The sequence below is a fragment of the Planococcus sp. APC 3906 genome, assembly GCF_030407685.1.
Classification (GTDB): Bacteria; Bacillota; Bacilli; order Bacillales_A; family Planococcaceae; genus Planococcus; species Planococcus koreensis.
On the sequence record NZ_JASDCW010000003.1, the window covers coordinates 63,387 to 86,903 of the forward strand.

At 48.9% G+C, this 23,517-nt stretch carries 23 protein-coding genes, 1 tRNA gene and 1 other annotated feature (1 of these 25 cut by a window edge); all 24 genes read left to right on the forward strand.

The window, feature by feature from the left end:
* Window positions 1-23 precede the first annotated feature (23 nt).
* The 24 genes from sdhA to QMA09_RS03090 all read left to right on the forward strand — a co-directional run bounded on the left by sdhA (window position 24) and on the right by QMA09_RS03090 (window position 23,343).
* Entirely contained in the window at window positions 24-1,772 is a 1,749-nt protein-coding gene (sdhA, locus tag QMA09_RS02975; RefSeq protein WP_135500559.1) for a succinate dehydrogenase flavoprotein subunit, read from the forward strand.
* 25 nt (window positions 1,773-1,797) lie between these two features.
* Window positions 1,798-2,565: a succinate dehydrogenase iron-sulfur subunit gene (gene sdhB / locus QMA09_RS02980; protein ID WP_135500560.1), complete on the forward strand. Its 768-nt coding sequence runs from the start codon at window positions 1,798-1,800 to the stop codon at window positions 2,563-2,565.
* Between the two features lie 114 nt (window positions 2,566-2,679).
* Complete coding sequence (locus QMA09_RS02985; RefSeq protein WP_290211959.1) at window positions 2,680-3,147, forward strand: acyl-CoA thioesterase; 468 nt, start codon at window positions 2,680-2,682, stop codon at window positions 3,145-3,147.
* Window positions 3,148-3,221: 74 nt separating this feature from the next.
* Window positions 3,222-3,674: a MarR family winged helix-turn-helix transcriptional regulator gene (locus tag QMA09_RS02990; RefSeq protein WP_135500562.1), complete on the forward strand. Its 453-nt coding sequence runs from the start codon at window positions 3,222-3,224 to the stop codon at window positions 3,672-3,674.
* A gap of 18 nt (window positions 3,675-3,692) precedes the next feature.
* Window positions 3,693-4,496, forward strand: a complete 804-nt coding sequence (gene racE / locus QMA09_RS02995) for a glutamate racemase (RefSeq protein ID WP_290211960.1) — start codon at window positions 3,693-3,695, stop codon at window positions 4,494-4,496.
* Window positions 4,497-4,577: 81 nt separating this feature from the next.
* A complete protein-coding gene (rph, locus tag QMA09_RS03000) occupies window positions 4,578-5,327 on the forward strand; it encodes a ribonuclease PH (RefSeq protein ID WP_290211961.1) in 750 nt (249 codons plus the stop codon).
* Window positions 5,324-5,932 carry an XTP/dITP diphosphatase gene (locus QMA09_RS03005; RefSeq protein WP_290211962.1) on the forward strand — a complete coding sequence of 203 codons (609 nt, stop codon included), beginning with the start codon at window positions 5,324-5,326 and terminating at the stop codon, window positions 5,930-5,932. Before rph ends, QMA09_RS03005 begins: the two co-directional genes overlap by 4 nt.
* 107 nt (window positions 5,933-6,039) lie before the next feature.
* Window positions 6,040-6,113, forward strand: a tRNA-Arg gene (locus QMA09_RS03010).
* A gap of 158 nt (window positions 6,114-6,271) precedes the next feature.
* Window positions 6,272-6,709: an OsmC family protein gene (locus QMA09_RS03015; protein WP_290211963.1), complete on the forward strand. Its 438-nt coding sequence runs from the start codon at window positions 6,272-6,274 to the stop codon at window positions 6,707-6,709.
* A gap of 110 nt (window positions 6,710-6,819) precedes the next feature.
* A complete protein-coding gene (locus QMA09_RS03020) occupies window positions 6,820-7,476 on the forward strand; it encodes a TetR/AcrR family transcriptional regulator (protein ID WP_290211965.1) in 657 nt (218 codons plus the stop codon).
* The gene (gene spx, locus QMA09_RS03025; RefSeq protein ID WP_135500567.1) at window positions 7,473-7,871 is read left to right on the forward strand and encodes a transcriptional regulator Spx; all 399 of its coding nucleotides are present in this window, start codon (window positions 7,473-7,475) and stop codon (window positions 7,869-7,871) included. Before QMA09_RS03020 ends, spx begins: the two co-directional genes overlap by 4 nt.
* Window positions 7,872-7,959: 88 nt before the next feature.
* The gene (locus tag QMA09_RS03030) at window positions 7,960-8,940 is read left to right on the forward strand and encodes a tetratricopeptide repeat protein (RefSeq protein ID WP_290211966.1); all 981 of its coding nucleotides are present in this window, start codon (window positions 7,960-7,962) and stop codon (window positions 8,938-8,940) included.
* Between the two features lie 102 nt (window positions 8,941-9,042).
* Window positions 9,043-10,356, forward strand: coding sequence for a trigger factor (gene tig / locus QMA09_RS03035; protein ID WP_290211967.1), 1,314 nt, complete (start codon window positions 9,043-9,045; stop codon window positions 10,354-10,356).
* Window positions 10,357-10,532: 176 nt separating this feature from the next.
* Window positions 10,533-11,804: an ATP-dependent protease ATP-binding subunit ClpX gene (gene clpX / locus QMA09_RS03040; RefSeq protein ID WP_135500570.1), complete on the forward strand. Its 1,272-nt coding sequence runs from the start codon at window positions 10,533-10,535 to the stop codon at window positions 11,802-11,804.
* Between the two features lie 319 nt (window positions 11,805-12,123).
* The gene (gene lon / locus QMA09_RS03045) at window positions 12,124-14,451 is read left to right on the forward strand and encodes an endopeptidase La (RefSeq protein WP_290211968.1); all 2,328 of its coding nucleotides are present in this window, start codon (window positions 12,124-12,126) and stop codon (window positions 14,449-14,451) included.
* Window positions 14,448-15,029 carry a ribosome biogenesis GTP-binding protein YihA/YsxC gene (gene yihA, locus QMA09_RS03050; RefSeq protein WP_290211969.1) on the forward strand — a complete coding sequence of 194 codons (582 nt, stop codon included), beginning with the start codon at window positions 14,448-14,450 and terminating at the stop codon, window positions 15,027-15,029. Before lon ends, yihA begins: the two co-directional genes overlap by 4 nt.
* Before the next feature lie 70 nt (window positions 15,030-15,099).
* Window positions 15,100-15,510, forward strand: a complete 411-nt coding sequence (locus tag QMA09_RS03055) for an HIT family protein (protein WP_290211970.1) — start codon at window positions 15,100-15,102, stop codon at window positions 15,508-15,510.
* Between the two features lie 436 nt (window positions 15,511-15,946).
* Window positions 15,947-17,311 carry a glutamyl-tRNA reductase gene (gene hemA, locus QMA09_RS03060; RefSeq protein WP_290211971.1) on the forward strand — a complete coding sequence of 455 codons (1,365 nt, stop codon included), beginning with the start codon at window positions 15,947-15,949 and terminating at the stop codon, window positions 17,309-17,311.
* 84 nt (window positions 17,312-17,395) lie between these two features.
* On the forward strand, window positions 17,396-18,226 hold the full coding sequence (gene ccsA, locus QMA09_RS03065; RefSeq protein WP_290211972.1) for a cytochrome c biogenesis protein CcsA: 831 nt from the start codon (window positions 17,396-17,398) through the stop codon (window positions 18,224-18,226).
* Between the two features lie 15 nt (window positions 18,227-18,241).
* Window positions 18,242-19,171, forward strand: coding sequence for a hydroxymethylbilane synthase (gene hemC, locus QMA09_RS03070; RefSeq protein ID WP_290211973.1), 930 nt, complete (start codon window positions 18,242-18,244; stop codon window positions 19,169-19,171).
* Complete coding sequence (locus QMA09_RS03075) at window positions 19,164-19,865, forward strand: uroporphyrinogen-III synthase (RefSeq protein ID WP_290211974.1); 702 nt, start codon at window positions 19,164-19,166, stop codon at window positions 19,863-19,865. The genes hemC and QMA09_RS03075 overlap by 8 nt, the downstream gene beginning before the upstream one ends.
* Window positions 19,858-20,838 (forward strand): porphobilinogen synthase, encoded by a 981-nt coding sequence (gene hemB, locus QMA09_RS03080; RefSeq protein WP_290211975.1) that lies wholly within the window; start codon window positions 19,858-19,860, stop codon window positions 20,836-20,838. Before QMA09_RS03075 ends, hemB begins: the two co-directional genes overlap by 8 nt.
* The gene (gene hemL / locus QMA09_RS03085; protein ID WP_135500579.1) at window positions 20,839-22,125 is read left to right on the forward strand and encodes a glutamate-1-semialdehyde 2,1-aminomutase; all 1,287 of its coding nucleotides are present in this window, start codon (window positions 20,839-20,841) and stop codon (window positions 22,123-22,125) included.
* Between the two features lie 168 nt (window positions 22,126-22,293).
* Window positions 22,294-23,343, forward strand: a complete 1,050-nt coding sequence (locus QMA09_RS03090) for an AbrB family transcriptional regulator (RefSeq protein ID WP_290211976.1) — start codon at window positions 22,294-22,296, stop codon at window positions 23,341-23,343.
* A 22-nt stretch (window positions 23,344-23,365) separates the two neighbouring features.
* Window positions 23,366-23,517: a binding site (T-box leader), on the forward strand (it continues 69 nt past the right edge of the window).

Consider the following 23,517-nt stretch of genomic DNA (forward strand, 5'->3'; position numbering starts at 1 on the left):
CTAAAAGAGGAGTGAATACCATAATGGCGAAAGGCAAACTTACTATCGTAGGAGGCGGCCTTGCCGGCTTGATGGCTGCTATTAAAGCGGCAGAAGCAGGCTCTCCCGTCGACCTATTCTCAATCGTTCCTGTAAAAAGATCTCACTCGGTTTGTGCGCAGGGCGGGATCAACGGAGCGGTAAATACAAAAGGTGAAGGGGATTCCCCGGATATTCACTTTGATGACACCGTTTACGGCGGCGATTTCCTGGCTAACCAAAAACCGGTTAAAGCGATGACAGATGCTGCACCCGAAATCATCCGTTTGCTTGACCGCATGGGCGTCATGTTCAACCGCACACCTGAAGGCCTTTTGGACTTCCGCCGTTTCGGCGGCACGATGTACCACAGAACAGCTTTCGCAGGCGCAACAACTGGCCAGCAATTGCTTTACGCTTTGGACGAGCAGGTTCGCCGCTATGAAGTGAGCGGGCTTGTCACAAAATACGAAGGTTGGGAATTCCTCGGACTGGTTCTTGATGATGCAGGCGTCAGCAAAGGGATTACAGCCCAAAACATGTCGACGATGGAAATTCGTGCTTTCCGTGCAGATGCTGTTATCATGGCAACTGGCGGACCTGGGATCATCTTCGGCAAATCGACGAACTCTGTTATCAACACGGGATCTGCTGCTTCAATCGTTTATCAGCAGGGAGCGTATTACGCGAACGGCGAATTTATCCAAATTCACCCGACAGCAATCCCAGGCGATGATAAACTGCGCTTGATGTCAGAATCAGCGCGCGGAGAAGGCGGCCGTATCTGGACTTATAAAGACGGCAAGCCTTGGTACTTCCTTGAAGAAAAATACCCGGCATACGGGAACCTTGTGCCGCGTGATATCGCGACACGGGAAATCTTCGATGTCTGCGTTAACCAAAAGCTTGGCATCAATGGCGAAAACATGGTCTACTTGGATCTTTCCCATAAAGACCCGCATGAATTGGACGTTAAGCTTGGCGGAATCATTGAAATTTACGAGAAATTCACTGGTGACGACCCACGCAAAGTGCCGATGAAAATCTTCCCGGCAGTCCATTATTCAATGGGCGGCCTATGGGTTGACGATCATCAGATGACAAGCATCCCTGGCGTTCTTGCGGCAGGCGAATGCGATTATTCCCAGCACGGTGCAAATCGTTTGGGCGCAAACTCCCTATTATCCGCTATTTATGGCGGAATGGTCGCAGGGCCATATGCAATCGAGTACATGAAAGGCTTGGACGTTTTGGCAGAAGACCTTCCTTCGGATATCTATGACAGAGCCCAAGCTGAAGAACAGCGCAAATGGGAAGAGATTCTCGCGTTGAACGGTACGGAGAATGCATATGTCCTGCATAAAGAGCTTGGCGAATGGATGACGGACAACGTAACAGTTGTGCGCTACAACGATCGCCTGCAAAAAACGGATGAAAAAATCCAGGAATTGCTGGAGCGTTTCAACCACATCAACATCACAGATACTCAGCTTTGGAGCAACCAGGGCGCAATGTTCACGCGCCAGTTGAAAAATATGCTGCATTTAGCACGGGCTATCACGATCGGAGCGCTTCTGCGCAACGAAAGCCGCGGCGCCCATTACAAACCGGAATTCCCGGAGCGTAATGATGAAGAATTCTTGAAAACGACAATGGCGAAGTTCAATGGCTACGATGCACCGATCTTCCATTACGAAGAAGTCGATTTTTCATTGATTCCACCGCGTAAACGTGACTATTCGGCGAAAGCATAGCACTTAGAAAGGAGCTAATTTTACCATGGGTGAAGCAGCAAAAACGGTTATATTTGAAATCGAACGCAGAAACTCTACGGATGAAAATTCGTATTGGGAAAAGTTCGAATTAGCATATCGTCCAAACATGAATGTCATCTCGGCATTGATGGAAATCCGACGCAACCCTGTCAACATCGAAGGGAAAACGACAACCCCGGTAACATGGGACATGAACTGTCTTGAGGAAGTTTGTGGCGCTTGTTCTATGGTCATCAATGGCAAAGCCCGCCAATCTTGTACGGCGCTTGTCGACCAATTGGAACAGCCGATCCGCCTTCAGCCGATGAAAACATTCCCTGTAGTCCGCGACTTGATCGTTGACCGCAGCCGCATGTTCGACTCACTGAAAAAAGTCAAAGCATGGGTGCCAATCGATGGCACGCACGATTTGGGCGAAGGCCCGCGTATGCCAGAGCGTAAACGCCAATGGGCATACGAATTATCAAAATGCATGACTTGCGGCGTATGCTTGGAAGCATGCCCGAACGTCAACGATAAATCCGATTTCATCGGACCGGCGCCACTTTCACAAGTGCGCTTGATGAATGCCCACCCGACAGGTGCCATGAACCGTGATGAGCGTTTAAACGCAATCATGGGTGAAGGCGGACTAGGCGGATGCGGTAACTCTCAGAACTGTGTTGAATCTTGCCCTAAAGGAATTCCTTTGACAGCTTCAATCGCAGCTTTGAACCGCGACACAACCGTTCAAATGTTCCGCAACTTCTTCGGAAGCGACCATAATGTCTAACTAGTTTTAAAACCCCGCTTATGCGGGGTTTTTTTCTATCTATTTTTAGCTGTATGTCCCCAATGGACTATTATTTGCTATACTAAGAAAATAAAGCGCAATGGGGGACTCTAGATGAAAGCGAATTACATAGAAAATAGGGAAAAATGGCAGAACGGATTCGAATTTTCAGTGCCGGTGCAAGTCCGGTTTTCGGAAACCGATATGTTCGGGCACGTCAATAATACAGTGCCCATCACGTATTTTGAATTCGCCCGCATCGAATATATGAAAAGCCTCGGCCTTATGCAAAACTGGCTGGCTGACGGCTATGGGTTGATCCCGGTAGTGGCAGATATGCAAGTGGATTACGTACAGCAGGTCTTTTTTGATGAAATACTGTCGGTCTATGTGAAAGCTGCAAAAGTGGGCAATTCATCGGTAGACATCCATTATTGGGTGACGAATGAAGCCGGAGAAACTTGTTTTACGGGACGGGGCATCATGGTCCAGATCTCGAAAGACACGGGCAAAGGCCATCCGTGGACAGAAGAGCAAAAGCAATTATTTACAGCAAAGCAGTTAATTTCAACAAAAAAATAAGCGGATTCTTGCCATATCCATAAAAAACCTTCACTATAGAGAGAAGGATACTTAGCCAAGGAGTGTTGAATTCAATGAATGAAAATGCCAAACAGAATCTCCATGACCCGGAACGGGTAGCGTTTATGGAAAAAGAACTTCGTTACATTTCCGGCATCATCAAGCAAAAAGGCCGCGAAATCCTGAATTCCTATACCATTACACCGCCTCAGTTTATTGCTTTGCAATGGCTTTTCGAACACGGGGACATGACAATCGGAGATCTTTCCAACAAGATGTACCTGGCGTTCAGCACAACGACTGACTTAGTGGACCGCATGGAAAAAAATGAACTTGTGGTGCGCATCCGTGAAGAGCAGGACCGCCGTGTTGTCCGCATCAAACTCCTAAAAGAGGGCGAACGGATTATTGAAGAAGTGATTAAAAAGCGCCAGGATTACTTGGAAAATGTGCTGGCGAATTTCAGCGAAGAAGAAGCTGGACAATTTTCCATGCTTCTTGAGAAGCTCCACACAAACATGAAATAGGATAGTGGTGATTTGAACATGAATGCGCCCATAGGTGTTATCGATTCAGGGGTAGGCGGACTGACCGTTGCCAAGGAAATCATGAAATTATTGCCGAATGAACAGATCTTTTATATTGGCGACAATGCGCGCTGCCCATACGGACCCCGTTCACTGCAAGAAGTGAAGAAGTTTACGTGGCAGATGGCGCAGGCGCTGATGAAAAAGAAAATCAAGATGCTGGTGATTGCGTGCAATACCGCAACAGCTGCAGCGTTGGACTCGCTTCAGAAAAAATTGCCGATTCCCGTAATCGGCGTCATTTTTCCAGGGGCCCGCGCAGCAATCAAATCTTCTCCTGGGAAGAATATTGCGGTTCTCGGCACGCTGGGGACCGTCCAGAGCGGCGCTTACGAAAAAGCTGTGAAGTCGCTCGTGTCTTCATCGAATGTTGTTCAATTGGCGTGCCCGAGATTTGTTCCGCTCGTGGAAAGTGATGAGTACGAAGGGGAATTTGCCCGCAAAATGGTGGAGGAAACATTGTCCCAGCTCGAAGGGGAAGTTTTTGACACAGCTATTTTGGGTTGCACCCATTACCCCTTGCTGCAAGACTTTATCGAGGGCGTGTTCGGCAGCGGTGTCAAAGTGTTGTCATCAGCTGAAGAGACAGCCAAAGACGTCGAGCGCCACTTGCGCTTCAAAGGCCAGCTTTCTGATCGCACCAAGCCGCCAGTCCACCATTTCTATACGTCCGGCTCGATTCCCATCTTCCGGTCGATCATCCAGAAATGGCTGGGCATTGAAGAACCGTTCGTCCATTCCATACGTTTTCCCAAAACCTGACGGCTCACGCCGCCAGGTTTTTTTGGTCGAGCTTCCGCAAATATGGTAATCTAATGATGAAGAGTTGAGGAGGAAATATACATGACTAGAATTGATGGAAGACAAGCGAGCGAATTGCGCCCGGTGCAAATGGATACAGAGTATTTGATACACCCCGAAGGATCGGTCCTGATTACAGTGGGGCAGACGAAAGTGATTTGTACAGCAACTATCGAAGAAAAAGTACCACCGTTTTTAAGAGGGCAAGGCAAAGGCTGGGTCACGGCCGAATATTCGATGCTGCCGCGGGCAACCAATTCACGCAATCGCCGTGAATCATCGCAAGGCAAAGTGGGCGGGCGCACGATGGAGATTCAGCGCTTGATCGGCCGCGCACTCCGTGCTGTCGTCGATTTGGAAAAATTGGGCGAACGCACGCTATGGATTGACTGTGACGTGATCCAGGCGGACGGCGGAACGCGTACAGCTTCCATTACCGGCGCATTCGTCGCTATGACGATGGCGATCGGCGAACTGGACTTGCCGGCTTTTCCGGTAACAGACTTCCTGGCAGCAACCAGCGTCGGCATCGATGAAGAAACCGGTGCGATTCTGGACTTGAACTATGTCGAGGATTCGACAGCAGAAGTGGATATGAACCTTGTGATGACCGGAGCTGGACATTTCGTCGAGCTGCAGGGCACTGGAGAAGAGGCGACATTCTCACGGGCACAGCTCAACGAATTGTTGGACCTTGGCGAAGCTGGCATCAGCCAATTGATTGAAATGCAAAAACAAGTACTCGGAAAGATTGCTCTCCGGGTCGGGGAAGAGGTGAATTCCAACCTATGAAACAAGTGATCATTGCAACACAAAACTTGGGCAAGGCAAAGGATTTCGAAGCGCTGTTCCGTCCGTTCGGCTATGAAGTTTTGACATTGCGCGATATCGCAGAAGAAATCGACGTTGAAGAAACAGGCTCCACTTTTGAAGAAAATGCGATACTGAAAGCGGAAACTGTTGCCAAACTCCTTAACACCGCCGTTATCGCGGATGACAGCGGGCTGGAAATTGATGCACTCGGCGGCGAACCTGGCGTTTACTCGGCGCGCTATGCCGGCGGCGAGAAAAGCGACAGCGCGAACATCGACAAAGTTTTGGAGAAAATGAAAGGCATTCCGGAAGAAAAACGCCATGCGCGTTTCCGTTGTGTGCTGGCAATCGCTGTTCCTGGAAAAGAAACAAAAGTTTTCTCGGGGGCTTGCGAAGGTTATATCATTGAAGAGCGCATCGGCGAAAACGGCTTCGGTTATGACCCGATTTTCTGGGTGCCATCCGAGGGGCGGACATTGGCAGAGATGCAGCCACAGGAAAAAGCGGCCATTTCCCATCGCGGCAATGCTATGAGAGAAATGCAGCAATCGTTATCAAAACTGCTCAACGGCTTTGAAGAATAACAAAAAATCAATTTAATGTTTTTGCAAAATAGCATTGACTTTTAATGAAATCATTTCTATAATTAAAATTGTCTTTCGTTGGAGAATCGATTCCAAAAGAAAGCCATGTCCCAGTAGCTCAGCTGGATAGAGCAACGCCCTTCTAAGGCGTCGGTCGGGAGTTCGAATCTCTCCTGGGACGTTATAGAAATGATTACATACGAACACGGCAGACCCCTTTGATCCCATTTGGATCAGAGGGGTTTTCCTATAGCTGAAAAAATAATTTTAAGAACGCGGAATATTCAGAATAATAATGTTAGAATAAAAGTAAATTTATTGCCGGAAGGTGGAGAAGAAATGGTTGGACCTACTTTGAAAGTATCGACAACATGGCAAAAAGATTTTCTGTTCACGATGACGACTCCCGGAGGCCATGAACTCGCAATGGATGCCCATCAGGCGACAGGCGGGGAAGGAAATGGCGTCCTGCCGATGCAGGCGCTTCTAGGTGCGCTCGCCGGCTGCGTTGGAATGGATGTGGTGGCGATCCTGAGAAGCCGCATGAATAAGATCGAACGCATTGAAATTGTCACTGAAGGTGAGAAAAATGACAAGCCCCCAAAAGAATTTACGGCGATTGCCGTAACTTTCCTGGTAGATGGCGAAGTGGAGCCAGAGCGGGTGTGGCACGCAATACGGACGAGTGCTGACAAATATTGCCCCGTTGCCCATTCAATCATGCCGGCTTTGGCCTATAAGCTGATTTTAAATGGTGAAGATGTGGAGGAGCTTTAACATTAAATGGCGAAAATGTGAAGCAGCATGAAAATAAACGCTTTTAAAACATGAACCAGAGTTCATGTTTTTCGTGTAAGCGTGTTATTCTATGTACTAGAGGTGACGAAATGCCGAACGAAAATTTGGTCGGAGATTTTCCGACTTTTCCGAAACAACAACGATCAAAGTTAAAAAGAGAGGCATTGATTGAAAGTGCCAAATCCCTCTTTATCGAAAAGGGCTACGAACACACGACGGCAAAAGAGATTGCCGCACGGGCCCATGTTGCTACCGGCACATTTTACCGGTATTTCTCAGACAAGCGGCAATTATTGATGTCGCTCATCGAAAATCAGCTCGAAGACATCATGCCGCTTGATCTCGAGTGGAAAAGCGGCGATCCCGAAAAGCTGTTAGCTGGGCGCCTTGAAATGCATTACCATAAAATGAATGAATCGAATTTAAGGAAATTGATGCCCGAGCTGCTGATCCGCGATGCCGAATTGGCCGCAGTGGTCAAAGATGCAAAAGTGCATATGCAGAAAAAAGTGCTGCAGCATCTTGAAAAGCTTCAGCGAAAAGGGCTCATGTGGCCGGATATTGATATTGGAACGTTGACATGGTGCCTGCAGTCGCTGCTCGAAAAATTACAAGTCCGCAATAGCGAGGGCTTGGATGTGGATTATCAGCAGTTTGCAAAAGTGTTTTGCCGCACGCTGTTCCCCCCTGAGATCATCAAACAGATGAAGGAAGGTACATTGAATGAAAGGAATGTGACACGATGAAAGCGAAATTATTTACTGCGACGAGCAATACCTCCTGCCGGAAAGCGATTGCATGGCTCAATGAATACAATATCCCTTACACTGAAAAAAACATCTCGGTTACGCCGATCACAGTCGAAGAGATCCAGGAGATCTTATCGCTGACGGATGAAGGCACGGAAGAGATCATCTCCAAAAAAGCCTACGCCATCAAAAAACTGAAAGTCGACCTCGATACTTTGTCTATGCCGGAACTGTATGAAGTCATTCAAGGAAACCCGGGCATTTTGCGGCTGCCAATCCTGCATGACGGCAAAAAACTGCAGGTCGGTTATAACGACGACGAAATCCGGCAATTCCTGCCGCGCTGGTTCCGCATCAGCCAATTCCAAAAGCTGAAAGCGATTCCCCATTGAGGCGAAGCGGTGCTCCTGGAAGGCAGAGGTTTTATTTTCTAGCAAAAACCCGTTATGGTATTATAAATAGTACAAATGGGGTGTTATAATGCGGAAAAAGTACAGGGAGCTGAAACGGAAAGGCAATGTCATTGTTTTTCCGAACACGGTGCAAGTGCTGCTGACAGAGGGCATGAACCTTTTGAAAGACGAGAAATATGTCAGTGCACGCGATAAGTTGTACCAAGTGCTTTCCTATGAGCCGGAACATCCGGGAGCGCTCGGTGCATATGCTTATTGCTTATTTGAGCTCGGCGAATACGAGGAAGCGCTTGAAGTATGCAAGGAACTTTTAAAAGTAGGGCCAGTGCATTATCTGGAAACGATGGAATTGTACATAAGCATTTTAATGCAAGTCCGGGAGTTTGCCGAAGCGGAACGAATGATTAAGGCGCTGATTGAAGAAAAGGTATTGCCTGAAGAACGACTGGAGCAATTCCAGCAATTGCGCGAGCTGAATGAACGAATAGCAACGAACTCGGCGCCGGTTAAAATCGACCCGATACTTTATGCAACAGCGGCTTTTGTGGCGCTGCCGCCTGCAGAACAGGAGCGGCGCGTACTCGAACTGCCCACCGGCTCATTGGAAGTGATGAAAGGAAGCATTGTTGAACTTGTTCAGCATCCGGAAACGGACTTGCTGGCGAAAACATACATATTATTCAAACTGCATCAGGAAAAAATAGATGCTGAGGTAAGACTAAGTAAATTCGGTTTTGAAGGAACATATTCAATCCGGCAATTGCCTAATCCCGCAAATGACCGCAAGCTTGTTGCGGTCAAAGAGATTCTGCGAGACGTCATGCAGAAAGATCCGACACGGCTTGACATGGCGCTCGAGCTGTTTGACCGACATGTGTTTTTGCTGTATCCGTTCATGTGGGAGGCTTTCAGCGCTGAACAAGTGGCGTTCACCTACAAAGGATATTTGGACAGGCTGTTTTCGGAAGAAGCCGAGGAATCCGTGGATTCTGAGCTCTTGACGCTCATTTTTCACGCCGAACAATGGTTTGAGCTGCGCAACGGGTAGAAATAGTTGAACATGGCGCTAGGTGTGATATAATATGGAAGTTGTCAAAAATCGTATAAAACGTAATATGACTTTGTAGAAAATGTTTGGAGGGCTTATAAAATGTCAGCAAAATGGGAAAAACACGAAGGTAACACAGGAACTCTTACAATCGAAGTGCCTGCGGAGCAAGTAAACGCAGGATTGGACAAAGCGTTCAAGAAAGTCGTTAAAGAAATCAACGTACCAGGTTTCCGTAAAGGGAAAATGCCGCGCCAAATGTTCGAACAGCGTTTTGGTACAGAATCACTTTATCAGGATGCTTTGGATTTCATTTTGCCGGACGCTTACGCTAACGCAGTGGAAGAAGCAGGCATCAACCCTGTAGACCGTCCTGAAATCGACATCGAAACAATGGAGAAAAACAAACCGCTAGTATTCACAGCTAAAGTGACGGTTAAACCGGAAGTTCAGCTTGGCGAATACAAAGGCCTTGAAGTTTCCCAACAGGATGCTGAAGTGACTGACGAAGAAATCGAAAACCAATTGAAAGAAAACCAAGAGCGTTTCGCTGAACTTGCTGTCAAAGAAGATGAAGCAATCGTTGAAGGCGATACTGCTGTTATCAACTTTGAAGGATTTGTTGATGGAGAAGCATTCGAAGGCGGCCAAGGAGAAGATTATTCTCTTGAAATCGGTTCGAACTCATTCATCCCAGGTTTTGAATCACAGTTGATCGGTGCTAAAACAGGCGAAGAAAAAGACGTTGAAGTCACTTTCCCTGAAGAATACCACGCTGCTGAACTTGCAGGAAAAGCTGCAACGTTCAAAGTGAAGATCAACGAAGTGAAATCGAAAGAACTTCCAGAACTTAACGACGAGTTCGCAAAAGAAATCGATCCTGAAGTAGAAGGATTGGATGCATTGCGCGCGAAAATGAAAGAAACTTTAGCGGCTGAGAAAAAAGCCAATGCTGATGCACAGCTGCGCGATGAGTTAGTGCAAAAAGCTGCTGAAAACGCGACAATCGACATCCCTGAAGCAATGGTCGTTTCTGAAACTGATCGCATGATGAGCGATTTCGAACAGCGCTTGACACAGCAAGGCATGAACCTTGAACTTTACTTCCAGTTCTCTGGACAGGACGAGGCTGCACTTCGCGAACAAATGAAAACCGACGCAGAAACACGCGTACGCGTATCATTGGTTCTAGAAGCGATTGCTGCTGCAGAAAACATGGAAGTGTCTTCTGACGACATCAATGCTGAACTTGAGAAGATGTCTTCCCAGTTCAACATGGATACTGAACAAATCAAAACTGCACTTGGCGGCACTGAGATGCTTGAAAACGACATCCGCATGCAGAACACTGTTGAATTCCTAGTGGAAAACGCTAAAATTACAACTGATGTTGCAGACGCTCCAAGCGCTGAATAATTATCACATAAGCAAGGCTTAAAACAAGGCGCGGCAATCGCGCCTTGTTTTACTCTACATAGAACAACGCAAGTAAGCACCGCGTTACATAAGAGCGTACTTTTTGTAGTAATTTTAATTAGTTGCTACAATGAGCATAATCTTGTAAGATAATGGCTTGAATAGGGGTGGATACATTGTTCAAATTCAATGACGAAAAAGATCATTTAAAATGTTCTTTCTGCGGAAAACCGCAAGAACAGGTCCGTAAACTGGTCGCAGGACCAGGTGTATATATTTGCGACGAATGTATCGAGCTTTGTACGGAAATCGTAGAAGAAGAGCTAGGTACGGAAGAAGCAGTCGAGTTCAAAGAAGTCCCGAAACCAAGAGAGATCATGGACATTCTCGGCGGCTATGTAATTGGCCAGGACAAAGCGAAAAAATCGCTTGCTGTTGCTGTTTACAACCATTATAAACGCGTCAATTCGCAAAGCAAAATCGATGATGTGGAATTGTCTAAATCGAATATCGTTTTGATCGGACCAACAGGCAGCGGGAAAACCTTGCTGGCACAAACTTTGGCCCGCATCTTGAACGTTCCTTTCGCTATTGCAGATGCGACTTCATTGACTGAAGCCGGTTATGTAGGCGAAGACGTTGAAAATATTTTGCTGAAATTGATCCAAGCAGCGGACTACGATGTAGAACGCGCTGAAAAAGGCATCATCTACATCGATGAAATCGATAAAGTTGCCCGCAAATCCGAGAACCCATCGATTACACGCGATGTTTCAGGTGAAGGCGTTCAGCAAGCTTTGCTGAAAATTCTAGAAGGAACTACTGCAAGCGTGCCGCCGCAGGGAGGCCGCAAGCATCCTCATCAGGAATTCATCCAGATCGATACGACGAACGTATTGTTCATCGTTGGTGGAGCATTCGACGGCGTCGAACAAATCATCAAACGCCGCCTTGGCAGCAAAGTCATCGGTTTCGGTGCAGATCCGAACAAAGAAGAATTGGATGACAAATCATTGCTTAGCCAATTGATTCCGGAAGATTTGCTGAAATTCGGCCTTATCCCTGAGTTCATCGGGCGTTTGCCGGTATTGGCGAGCCTTGAGCAATTGGATGAAGGCGCATTGGTTCAGATTTTGACTGAACCGAAAAATGCATTGATCAAGCAATATCAGAAAATGATGGAACTGGATGGCGTTGAATTGACGTTCGAACCGGACGCTTTGGTGGAAATTGCGAAATTGGCAATTGAACGCAAAACCGGTGCACGCGGACTCCGCTCAATCATCGAAAATACAATGCTTGATGTAATGTTCGACTTGCCTTCACGCGAAGACATCGTTGAATGTGTCATTACAAAAGAAACGATCACTGAAAAAGCACAGCCAAAACTCATTTTAGAAGATGGCTCTGAATTTAAAGAAGGCAATAACGAAAAAACATCCGCATAATCCGGCATGACAGCTGGATATAAGTGAAACTTCAATCAGTGGGGAGTTTAACCCCCTGTTAGTTGGTGGACCAATCGGACTTTAGCGGCCAATTGATCTTCCGCGCAAGCTGGATCACTTGCCCGTAAAAGTTGGGTGGCAAAGGATGATACGGGCTGACTCTGATCGTGCGTTTTCGCGCGTTCGGAGGAAGGCCCGTTTTTTAATGGCCGGTTTGCAATGGAGGAAACGTTCCTCACTTTTTTAATTTGAAATACACGTTAAATCAAGCTAGCAGTGTCAACCAGTTTTAAAATTCAACCCGGAGGTGGGTATTCCAATGGCTAAGAGAAAAACAAGCAAGAGCGTGCCTTTATTGCCGCTGCGGGGACTATTGGTCTTTCCGACAATGGTGCTGCATATTGATGTCGGCCGTGAACGGTCAGTGGCGGCGCTCGAACAGGCAATGCTGGAAGACAGCATCGTTTTCCTTGTGACGCAGACAGAAGTGGGCAACGAACAGCCCGGAAAAGATGATTTGTATAAGGTAGGAACCTTGGCGAAAGTCAAGCAGATGCTGAAACTGCCGAACGGCACAATCCGTGTGCTGGTCGAAGGGCTCGAGCGCGGAAAGTGGAAAAATTACAATGAAGGCGATGCGTATACAGCTGTGGATGTGTCTTCTTATCCGGATGAAGAAGAAAAAACAGCGGAACAAGACGCATTGATGCGTTTATTGCTCGAGCATTTCGAGAAATACGTCAAAGCTTCGAAAAAAGTGACAACAGAAACGTATAATACTGTTGCCGATATCGAAGAACCAGGGCGTTTGGCAGATATGGTCGCTTCCCATTTGCCGTTCAAGCTGTCCGAAAAGCAGGAAGTGCTGGAGCTGTTCGATGTGGAAAAACGCCTCGAAACGCTGATTCGCCGCCTCCACAATGAACAAGAAGTCATTGATTTGGAAAAACGCATCAGCCAGCGCGTCAAAAAATCGATGGAGCAGACGCAGAAAGAATTCTATTTGCGCGAGCAGATGAAAGCGATCCAGTCCGAGCTTGGCGACAAAGACGGCAAGTCGGGCGAAATCGTCGACTTGAAAAAGCGCATCGAAGAAGCCGGCATGCCGGAAGGAACATTGAAAGCTGCCCTTAAAGAGCTGGACCGCTACGAAAAACTGCCTTCCGCTGCAGCCGAAAGCGGCATTATCCGCAATTACATCGAATGGCTTGTGACGATTCCATGGTCGGAATCTACGGAAGACCGCCTCGACATCAAACACGCGGAAGACGTTCTCGACCGCGACCATGATGGTTTGGAGACGGTAAAAGAACGCGTCCTTGAATATTTGGCTGTGCGCCAGATGACGCATTCGCTTCGTGGACCGATTCTTTGCCTCGTCGGGCCTCCCGGCGTCGGGAAAACCTCGCTCGCCAAATCGATTGCAGAATCGCTGGACCGCAAATTCGTCCGCATCTCGCTTGGCGGCGTGCGCGACGAATCGGAAATCCGCGGCCATCGCCGTACGTACGTGGGAGCGATGCCAGGACGCATCATCCAAGGGATGAAAAAGGCAGGGACCGTCAATCCGGTATTCCTGTTGGATGAAATCGATAAGATGTCATCCGATTTCCGTGGCGATCCGTCTTCGGCGATGCTTGAAGTATTGGACCCGGAACAGAACAATTCGTTCAGCGACCATTATATAGAAGAAACCTACGATTTATCGAATGTCCTTTTCATTGCGACTGCAAATGACCTGAGCTCGATCCCAGGCCCTTTGCGCGACCGGATGGAAGTCATTTCAATCGCAGGCTATACGGAAGCTGAAAAAGGGATGATCGCTAAAAACCACTTGGCTCCGAAGCAATTGAAAGAGCATGGGCTGACAGATGAGCAGCTGCATTTTACAGACGAAGGACTCCTGAACATCGTGCGCTATTACACGCGTGAAGCGGGTGTCCGCGGCTTGGAACGCCAAATTGCCTCCATCTGCCGCAAAGTGACGAAAGAAATCGTTTCAGGCGAGAAAGCGAAAGTTGAAGTGGATTCAGCGAAAGTCGAGAAATACCTCGGCAAGCGCAAATTCCGCTACGGCATGGCTGAAACGGAAAACCAGGTCGGCGTCGCTACCGGACTTGCTTACACAGCAGTCGGCGGTGATACGCTGCAGATCGAGGTTTCATTGTCACCCGGCAAAGGAAAGCTTCAGCTGACCGGTAAACTGGGCGACGTGATGAAGGAATCCGCTCAGACAGCCTTGTCGTTTGTGCGCTCGAAAGCGGAAGAGCTCGGCATCGATCCGATGTTTTATGAAACGCAGGATATCCACATCCACGTTCCAGAAGGCGCCGTGCCAAAAGACGGCCCATCCGCAGGCATCACCATTGCAACCGCGCTGGTGTCCGCTTTGACCAAACGGCCGATCCGCCGTGAAGTTGGCATGACGGGCGAAATCACGCTGCGCGGACGGGTTCTGCCGATTGGCGGAGTGAAAGAGAAAACATTGAGTGCGCACCGCGCCGGATTGAAAACGATCATCTTGCCGTTGGACAACGAGCGGGACATCGAGGACATTCCGGAAAGCGTCCGCCAGGAATTGACGTTCAAACTCGTTTCCCAGGCTGACGAAGCACTTGAAATCGCATTAGAAGGAGTAAGTGAATGATTGTCCATAACGTAGAACTTGTAATCAGCGCCGTCCGCCCGGATCAGTATCCGGAAGACGGCTTGCCGGAATTCGCCTTAGCCGGCCGCTCGAATGTCGGCAAATCGTCTTTCATCAATAAAATGATCGGGCGCAAAAGCATGGCCCGCATTTCTTCAAAACCCGGAAAAACGCAGACGCTGAATTTTTATAAAATAGAAGAACAGCTTTTCTATGTCGACGTACCGGGCTATGGCTACGCAAAAGTGTCGAAGACGGAACGCGAAGCATGGGGCAAGATGATTGAGCGCTATATCACAGACCGTGAACAGCTGAAAGCGGTCATCCAGATTGTCGACTTGCGCCACGCGCCGAGCCGCGACGATGTTGCCATGTATGACTTCATGAAGCATTACGGCATTCCGTGCATCATCATTGCCACCAAAGCCGATAAGATTCCGAAAGGCAAATGGGACAAGCACAAGAAAATCGTCCGCGAAACACTCGATATGGACAAGCGCGATCCATTGATCGTCTTCTCCTCTGAAACCGGGCTTGGCAAAGACGCCGCTTGGCAAGAAATCGAAAAAAGAATGTAAGAAATGGAAAAGCGCAGCTGAGGCTGCGCTTTTTTTGATATAATGGAAAGAAAATCCAAGGAGTTTGATTATGGCTGAGATGAAGCATTGCCCATTCTGCAACCCGCATGAAGATGAACACCAGAAAATCGTTTTGGAAAACGCCAGCTGTTATTTTCTGCAGCATAACTTCGAGCAAGATGTCCTCGAAGGCAGCGGCGTCATCGTACCGAAAGCCCATCGCGTCGATACGTTCGAGCTGACGCCGGAAGAATGGCGGGATACCTATGACTTGCTGCACGAAGCGAAAACATTCCTTGACGCCAAATACGCACCGGATGGCTATACGCTCGGCTGGAACGTTGGCGCGGCTTCCAACCAGTCGATCCTGCACAGCCATTTCCACATTTTGCCCCGCTATAACGACGAGCCGCACGCCGGCAAAGGCTTGCGCCACTGGCTCAAGCAGCCGGACAATAAACGACCTAAAACGCGCAGCTGAGCTGGCGCGTTTTTTGTGTGGGGAAGTGAGGTTTCTGCAAGTAAACTGGGCGATGGCGCAAGTAAAACTAGAATGCTGCAAGTAAATCAAGATTCTGCAAACTAACCGGCGGAATCTGCAAACAAATTGCGGATTCTTCAAACAAATCATTTATTCTGCAAACAAAATCATTTATTCTACAAACAAATCGCATAATCTGCAAACAAATTCCACACCGCTCATGATTTAGCGCACGGCACACCCGAAGTTCTCGCACTATTTCGACTAAGAGCGTTATGCTTGTTGAGGCACCGGGGCTTTGCTAAACTTACTATATAATGAATATAAATAAACCTGAGTTTTCATGTCTTGTTCACATTTGTGAAAGATTATAAAACTTTAGTAGTGGTATACTTAATTTATATGAAATATTGAACGTGAAAGGTGTTTTGAACCCATGCATACTTTAGTGGTCGGGGTGAACTATCGTACTGCACCTTTGGAAATCCGTGAAAAGCTCTCGTTTATCGAGGGGGATCTTCCACAAGCGATGCAGGCGTTAAAAAACCAGAAAAGCATATTGGAAAACGTCATCGTTTCTACGTGCAACCGGACGGAGATTTACGCGGTGGTGGACCAGCTTCACACAGGGCGCTATTATGTGAAGCAATTTCTTGCGGACTATTTCGGATTGTCGCAAGAAGAGTTCTCGCAGTATTTATTCGTCCATGAAAAAGACGAAGCGGTAGACCATTTGTTCCGCGTAACAGCCGGCATCGATTCGATGGTCCTTGGGGAGACGCAGATTCTCGGACAAGTGAGATCAAGTTTCCTTGCAGGACAGGAATTCGGCACGACCGGAACGGTTTTCAATCAATTATTCAAACAAGCGGTGACGCTAGCGAAACGAGCGCATTCGGAAACAGCGATCGGCGAGAATGCCGTATCGGTTTCTTATGCGGCTGTTGAACTTGGCAAAAAGATTTTCGGCACGCTTAAAAACAAGCATGTCGTCATCTTGGGTGCGGGTAAAATGGGCGAGCTGGCGATCAAGAATCTGCAAGGCAGCGGCGCTGATAAAGTGACGGTCATCAACCGCACACTTGAAAAAGCGGAAACACTTGCGGAAAAATTCAACGGCAACGCGAAGCCGATGACACAATTGCAATGCGCATTGCTTGAAGCGGACATCTTGATTTCATCAACGGGTGCGACTGATTACGTCATCGATTTCCAATTGATGGAGTTCGTCGATAAATTGCGCAAAGGCAAACCATTGTTTATGGTGGACATTGCGGTTCCGCGCGATATCGATCCACGGATTGCCGATTTACCGAATGTGTTCTTATACGATATCGATGATATGCAAGGCATCGTGGAAGCGAATCTGGCAGAACGGGAACGCGCAGCACGCCAAATCGTCACGATGGTTGAAGCGGAAACGTCCCAGTTCAACGATTGGCTGACGACGCTCGGTGTGGTTCCAGTCATTTCGGCTTTGCGCCAAAAAGCGTTGACCATTCAAGCGGAGACAATGTCCAGCATTGAAAACAAGATGCCGGATCTGACTGACCGTGAAAAGAAAATATTGAACAAACACACGAAATCGATCATCAATCAATTGCTGAAAGAGCCGATCCTTCAAGCGAAGGAAATGGCCGGTGCGCCTAAATCGCGTGAGCAGCTGGAATTGTTCCAGCAGATTTTCGGCATTGAAGATGAAGTGGAGATAGAAATAGAGAAACAGACAAACGCTGCAAGAACGAAAGCTGATAAAGCGCAGGAACAGCAGAAACAAGAAACTCCCGGATATTCATTTTAAGCTTTCTTAAAGAGGCGTTCACGGATCTATATGTTAAAATGTAGATGCGGAACGCCTTTAATTATGGAAACGAAGGGGAATAGGATGGCTGATATAACAATGGCAAGGCTGCACGAAGCTATGGTTATTCTATATGCTGTCAGCCTTGTCTTTTATTTTTTCGATTATTTATATAAGGAAAAGCGGGCGAGCCGCATTGCGATGACGCTGCTTGGCGTCGTTTGGCTGCTGCAGACCGTCTTTTTAACGTTGTACATTATAGAGACGCAGCGATTTCCGATATTAACATTGTTTGAAGGCATTTATTTCTATGCGTGGCTCTTGGTGACACTGTCGCTCGTCTTGCGGATATTCTACCGCTTCGACTTTGCGGTATTTTTCATCAATATCATCGGATTCATCTTCATGACGATCCATACATTCGCCCCGGTGCAGATTGAACGTTCGCCGGTAGGGGAAGCCTTGGTGTCGGAGTTATTATTGATCCATATCACGTTTGCGATTTTATCGTATGTCGCGTTTTCGTTGTCATTCGTTTTCTCAGCGTTGCACATGGTGTTGTACCGCTTGCTGAAAAAGAAGAAATGGACGAAGCAATGGAGCAATTTACCGTCGCTCGGCCAAACCGAAAAAGGCATGACGATTTCAATCCTGACGGGCATCTCGCTATTATTCGTGTCGCTTGTGCTCGGGCTGCAATGGGCGTATATCTCGCTTGAGCAGTTTTCGCTATTGGACGTGAAAATCATCGGCTCGTTCATCCTGCTGATCGTCTACAGCATCTTGCTGTACCGCCACCGCAAAGGGTCGCTCAACGGCAGCTCGTATGCGATGGCCCATATCTACGCATTCTTATTGCTGCTGGTGAATTTCTTCCTCGGCAGCCGTTTATCTGAATTTCATTTTTGGTACTAGAAAGGTAGGATTTATTTGAGAAAAATTATTGTAGGTTCAAGAAGAAGCAAGCTGGCGTTGACACAAACGAATCAGTTTATCGATAAAATGAAAGCGGCCGGCGCGCCGTTCGAATTCGAAGTCAAAGAAATCGTCACAAAAGGCGACCGGATCGTCGACGTCATGCTGTCAAAAGTCGGCGGCAAAGGCTTATTCGTCAAAGAAATCGAACAAGCACTTTTCGATAAAGAAATCGATTTTGCGGTACACAGCATGAAAGATATGCCATCCGTGCTGCCGGAAGGGCTTGCGATCGGCTGCATCCCTGAACGCGAAGACCCGCGCGATGCGTTTATCGCCAATGGCCACGTGAAATTCATGGACTTGCCAGTCGGAGCGGTTGTTGGCACAAGCAGCTTGCGCCGCAGTTCGCAATTATTATTGCTGCGCCCGGACATCGATATTCAGTGGATTCGCGGAAACATCGACACACGTTTAGAAAAACTGAAGTCGGGTGATTTCGATGCCATCATTCTTGCAGCTGCAGGATTGAAGCGCATGGGCTGGAAAGATGAAATCGTGACGGAATTCCTTGAAATCGACCAATGCCTGCCAGCCATTGGCCAAGGCGCGCTTGCGATCGAATGCCGCGAAGAAGACACTGAATTGCTTGCGGAATTGGCGAAAGTCAACGACGAAGAGACAGCATTGGCGGTCAATGCGGAGCGCCAATTCCTAAGAGATATGGACGGCAGCTGCCAAGTGCCGATTGCCGGCTACGCAACAGTCCAAAACGGCGAAGTGTCGTTCACAGGCTTGATTTCTTCTCCGGATGCCGAGCAGGTATTCAAAGAATCGGCTGTCCACAGCGATCCGATCGAAGCGGGCAAAGATGTTGCTGCGCGCATCAGTGCACAAGGCGGCTATGACTTGATCCAAAAAGTAAAAGCTGAGAGCAATGTCTGAGAAACTGCCGCTGACAGGCGAAACCATCATTTTCACCGGGTCAAAAGAGCCGGAACGGGCTATGGCCCTGACAGCGTCTTTGGGCGGTGAGGCAATTTATTTGCCGCTCATAGAAACATCCGTCCGGCAGTCACAACTGCCGGATTTCGACTGTTACGGCTGGTTGATCTTCACGAGCGCTAATAGCGCGGATGCGTTCGGCCAGCTGCACATCCGGACAAACGCGAAAATCGCCGCTGTCGGCGAAAAGACAGCTGACAAACTGGCGCAATATGGCTACGAAACCCATTTCATGCCGAGCGTCTACAGTGCGGACGTTTTCGTGCAGGAATTCCCGGCAGTGGCAGGCGACGCGAAATGCCTGTTTATCAAAGGATCGCTTGCGAAAAACACCATTGCATCGATGCCGCTGCAGGTGGATGAATGGATTATTTACGAAACGGCGCTTAAAATAGAGAATGCACGGGAATTATGCCGCATGCGCGGAGTCATCGTCGTATTTGCGAGTCCGTCCGCTGTCAGAGCCTACGCGGAAGCGGGGGGCGATTTTACCGCCATCCGCACCGCCGCAATCGGCCATGTCACAAAAGAGGCCATTAGCACGCATGGCGGCCGCGCCGACTTTATTCCTGAAAAATATACTTACACCGATCTTGTCAATGAAATCGCGAAAGGAAGTTGTACACATGACTGAATTGAAATTCAACCGCCACCGCCGTTTGCGCGGATCCGCAAATTTGCGCTCGATGGTGCGTGAAACAAGCGTCAAAAAAGAGGACTTTATCTACCCGATCTTCGTCGTAGAAGGCGAAAACGTCAAATCGGAGATTTCATCGATGCCAGGCGTCTACCATTTCTCATTGGACACGCTAGGAGCAGAGCTTGATGAAGTGGTTTCACTCGGCATCCCGTCGGTCATCTTGTTCGGCGTGCCGAACGAAAAAGATGCTGTCGGTTCACAGGCGTACCATGACCACGCCATCACACAGGAAGCGATCCGTTTTGCGAAACAACGCCATCCTGAATTGGTGGTCATTGCGGATACATGCTTATGCCAGTATACGGACCACGGACATTGCGGCGTCATCGAAGACGGCGTTATCCTGAACGACGAAACATTGGATTTACTGGCGCGCACAGCGGTGTCGCAGGCGAAAGCCGGAGCGGACATTATTGCACCATCGAATATGATGGATGGTTTTGTCGCAGCGATCCGCTACGGTCTCGACGAAGCCGGATTTGAAAACACTCCGATCATGTCTTACGGGGTGAAATATTCTTCCGCTTATTACGGGCCGTTCCGTGAAGCTGCACACTCAACACCGCAATTCGGCGACCGCAAAACCTATCAGATGGACCCGGCGAACCGTTTGGAAGCATTGCGCGAAGCCGCATCCGATGTTGAAGAAGGTGCGGATTTCATGATCGTCAAACCGGCATTGTCGTATTTGGACATCATCCGTGAAGTACGCGACAATTTCGATTTGCCGATCGTCGCTTATAACGTCAGCGGCGAATACGCCATGGTCAAAGCAGCTGCATTGAACGGCTGGGTCGACGAAGAGAAAATCGTTTTGGAAACTTTATTGAGCATGAAACGCGCGGGGGCGGACATCATCATGACCTACCACGCAAAAGACGCAGCACGCTGGCTGGAGGGAAAATAAATGACATACGAAAAATCGATTGCAGCATTCACTGAAGCGAAAAAAGTTATGCCGGGCGGCGTCAACAGCCCGGTGCGCGCATTCAAATCGGTCAACATGGATCCGATTTTCATGGCATCCGGCAAAGGCGCAACGATCACGGACATCGACGGCAACACGTATATCGACTATGTGCTGTCATGGGGGCCTCTGATTTTAGGGCATGCCCATCCGGAAGTTGTCGCAGCAATCCAGAAAACGGCGGAGTCCGGCACAAGCTTCGGCGCGCCGACTTTGCTCGAAACTGAATTGGCGGAACTTGTCATCAAGCGCGTGCCATCAATCGAAATGGTGCGCATGGTATCATCCGGTACGGAAGCGACAATGAGTGCATTGCGCGTTGCCCGCGGCTATACCGGCCGCAGCAAAATCTTGAAATTCGAAGGCTGCTACCACGGCCACGCCGACAGCTTGCTTATCAAAGCGGGTTCAGGCGTCGCGACGCTGGGCTTGCCTGATTCACCGGGTGTTCCCGACTCTGTAGCGAAAAACACCATCACGGTGCCTTATAACGACTTGGAAAGCATCCGTTTGGCGTTCCAGGAATTCGGCGACGACATCGCAGCGGTCATCGTTGAACCGGTTGCCGGCAATATGGGCGTCGTGCCGCCGAACCCTGGCTTCCTGCAGGAACTCCGCAATTTGACGACGGAAAACGGCACTGTGCTCATCTTTGATGAAGTCATGACCGGTTTCCGCGTCGGCTATCATTGCGCGCAAGGCTATTACGGCGTCACGCCGGACATGACATGCCTCGGCAAAGTCATCGGCGGCGGCTTGCCAGTCGGCGCATTCGGCGGCAAGCGTGAAATCATGCAGCAAGTTGCACCGAGCGGTTCGATTTACCAGGCGGGCACCTTGTCCGGCAATCCGCTTGCGATGACGGCTGGCTTGGAGACTTTATCGCGCCTGGATGAAAGCTCGTACGACACGTTCATCGAACGCGGCGACCAGCTTGAAGCCGGCTTCCGTGCTGCAGCTGAGAAATACAACATCCCGCACACAGTCAACCGTGCCGGCTCGATGATCGGTTTCTTCTTCACCAACGAACCCGTCGTCGACTTCGCAACAGCGAAAACTTCCGACACCGATTTGTTCGCCGATTATTACCGCTTGATGGCGGAAGAAGGCATTTATTTGCCGCCTTCCCAATTCGAGGGCATGTTCTTGTCGACTGCTCACACCGAAGAACAGATCGCTAAAACCGTCGAAGCATTCCACACGGTCTTCGCAAAACTGGCACGCTAAATAAAATCTTCAGCTCGGCCGCAGAATTTGCGGCCGGGCTTTTTTCATGCGGATGAGGCCACAAATAAATCCTTCAACGAAGATTTTCCGCCATTCGCGAGATTTCCCACTCTTTTTCCTGTACGATAGAACAAAGAACTCCTTCGGGAAACGAAAGGTGGTGGGGACATGGCGATTTTCTTAAGGACAGCGTTCATCGCTGTCGCAGCAGGCTTTTTATTCGAAACGATCGGCATGTTCCTGCCGTGGCTGCTCGGGCCGATGATTGCGCTGCTGCTCGTCAGCCAATTCACAAAAATGGAGCTGTATTGGCCGAAAGGGCTGCGGACGGCGGGGCTTGTCATGCTCGGCGTCCAGATCGGCGCATCATTCACGCGCGATGCGGTATTCCTGATGTGGCTCGACCTGCCCTATATGGCATTCATGACGGTATCGGTCGTCGGCTTATCGATCCTTCTTGGGCTCCTGTTCAAGAAGATGGTGGATGAATCATTAGCGACAAGCCTCCTCGGGTCGATTCCAGGTGGGCTCGCGCAGATGGTCGTTATCGCGGAGGAAGTGAAATCCGCAAACATTGCGGTCGTGACGATGATGCAGACAATCCGCATCTTCATGGTCGTAACGATCGTCCCATTCCTTACTGTCTTCCTGACCGGCAGGGAAGAAGGGGAGATAGGCGAGCGTGTTTTCACATTCGCGCCGCTCGCATTCCTCGCCGCGCTCGCTGTCGGAGGAACCCTTTATCTCGGCATGAAGCGTATTGGCTTCCCGGCAGCGGAACTGCTTGCACCGATTCTCACGATGGCGATTGTCCAGACGGTGACAGGCGAGCTGCTTGTCGACTTGCCGTACTGGCTGATTGCGCTTGCGCAGGTATGCATCGGCGCCGGGCTCGGCTTGCAGATGGAGCGCATTGGCGACAAACTGACCTTCCGCTTAGGGGCAGCCATCGTTTTGAACAATGTACTCCTCATCAGTTTCACTGCATTTATTGCGTACATACTCGCGAAACTCTTGCCGGATTATATCTTCCTGGATTTCTTTCTGAGTGCGGCTCCGGGCGGCATCGCGGAAATGGCGATCACGGCGCTCGCGACCGGCGGCGATGTAGCGCTGATCACGAGCTTCCAATTGTTCCGCCTGTTTTTTATTCTGCTGATTGCGTCGCCGATTGTGACGATCATCGTAAAAAAACTTGACGCTAAAAGCGGAAATTGAGTACAATAGAATCAATTAGATAGTCAATGCGTTGATGAGGATAGTAGAATGTGCGTGCATGTCAGAGAGGAAGCCGTTTGGTGCGAGGCTTCCATGGACCAGCATTCGAATGTCGCCTCGGAGCAGTTCCCGTGAAATTCGAGTAGCGGAAACCGGATGTGAAATCCGTTATCA

Bases quoted from the DNA above. Each gene is read 5' to 3' on its own strand.
- QMA09_RS03005 (WP_290211962.1), top strand. From the start codon at position 5,324: ATGAAACAAGTGATCATTGCAACACAAAACTTGGGCAAGGCAAAGGAT.
- yihA (WP_290211969.1), top strand. From the start codon at position 14,448: ATGATTGTCCATAACGTAGAACTTGTAATCAGCGCCGTCCGCCCGGAT.
- QMA09_RS02985 (WP_290211959.1), top strand. From the start codon at position 2,680: ATGAAAGCGAATTACATAGAAAATAGGGAAAAATGGCAGAACGGATTC.
- QMA09_RS03075 (WP_290211974.1), top strand. From the start codon at position 19,164: ATGTCTGAGAAACTGCCGCTGACAGGCGAAACCATCATTTTCACCGGG.
- QMA09_RS02990 (WP_135500562.1), top strand. From the start codon at position 3,222: ATGAATGAAAATGCCAAACAGAATCTCCATGACCCGGAACGGGTAGCG.
- QMA09_RS03020 (WP_290211965.1), top strand. From the start codon at position 6,820: ATGCCGAACGAAAATTTGGTCGGAGATTTTCCGACTTTTCCGAAACAA.
- tig (WP_290211967.1), top strand. From the start codon at position 9,043: ATGTCAGCAAAATGGGAAAAACACGAAGGTAACACAGGAACTCTTACA.
- QMA09_RS03090 (WP_290211976.1), top strand. From the start codon at position 22,294: ATGGCGATTTTCTTAAGGACAGCGTTCATCGCTGTCGCAGCAGGCTTT.
- spx (WP_135500567.1), top strand. From the start codon at position 7,473: ATGAAAGCGAAATTATTTACTGCGACGAGCAATACCTCCTGCCGGAAA.
- ccsA (WP_290211972.1), top strand. From the start codon at position 17,396: ATGGCTGATATAACAATGGCAAGGCTGCACGAAGCTATGGTTATTCTA.
- QMA09_RS03055 (WP_290211970.1), top strand. From the start codon at position 15,100: ATGGCTGAGATGAAGCATTGCCCATTCTGCAACCCGCATGAAGATGAA.
- hemB (WP_290211975.1), top strand. From the start codon at position 19,858: ATGACTGAATTGAAATTCAACCGCCACCGCCGTTTGCGCGGATCCGCA.
- QMA09_RS03015 (WP_290211963.1), top strand. From the start codon at position 6,272: ATGGTTGGACCTACTTTGAAAGTATCGACAACATGGCAAAAAGATTTT.
- sdhB (WP_135500560.1), top strand. From the start codon at position 1,798: ATGGGTGAAGCAGCAAAAACGGTTATATTTGAAATCGAACGCAGAAAC.
- hemL (WP_135500579.1), top strand. From the start codon at position 20,839: ATGACATACGAAAAATCGATTGCAGCATTCACTGAAGCGAAAAAAGTT.
- racE (WP_290211960.1), top strand. From the start codon at position 3,693: ATGAATGCGCCCATAGGTGTTATCGATTCAGGGGTAGGCGGACTGACC.
- lon (WP_290211968.1), top strand. From the start codon at position 12,124: ATGGCTAAGAGAAAAACAAGCAAGAGCGTGCCTTTATTGCCGCTGCGG.
- rph (WP_290211961.1), top strand. From the start codon at position 4,578: ATGACTAGAATTGATGGAAGACAAGCGAGCGAATTGCGCCCGGTGCAA.
- sdhA (WP_135500559.1), top strand. From the start codon at position 24: ATGGCGAAAGGCAAACTTACTATCGTAGGAGGCGGCCTTGCCGGCTTG.
- QMA09_RS03030 (WP_290211966.1), top strand. From the start codon at position 7,960: ATGCGGAAAAAGTACAGGGAGCTGAAACGGAAAGGCAATGTCATTGTT.
- hemA (WP_290211971.1), top strand. From the start codon at position 15,947: ATGCATACTTTAGTGGTCGGGGTGAACTATCGTACTGCACCTTTGGAA.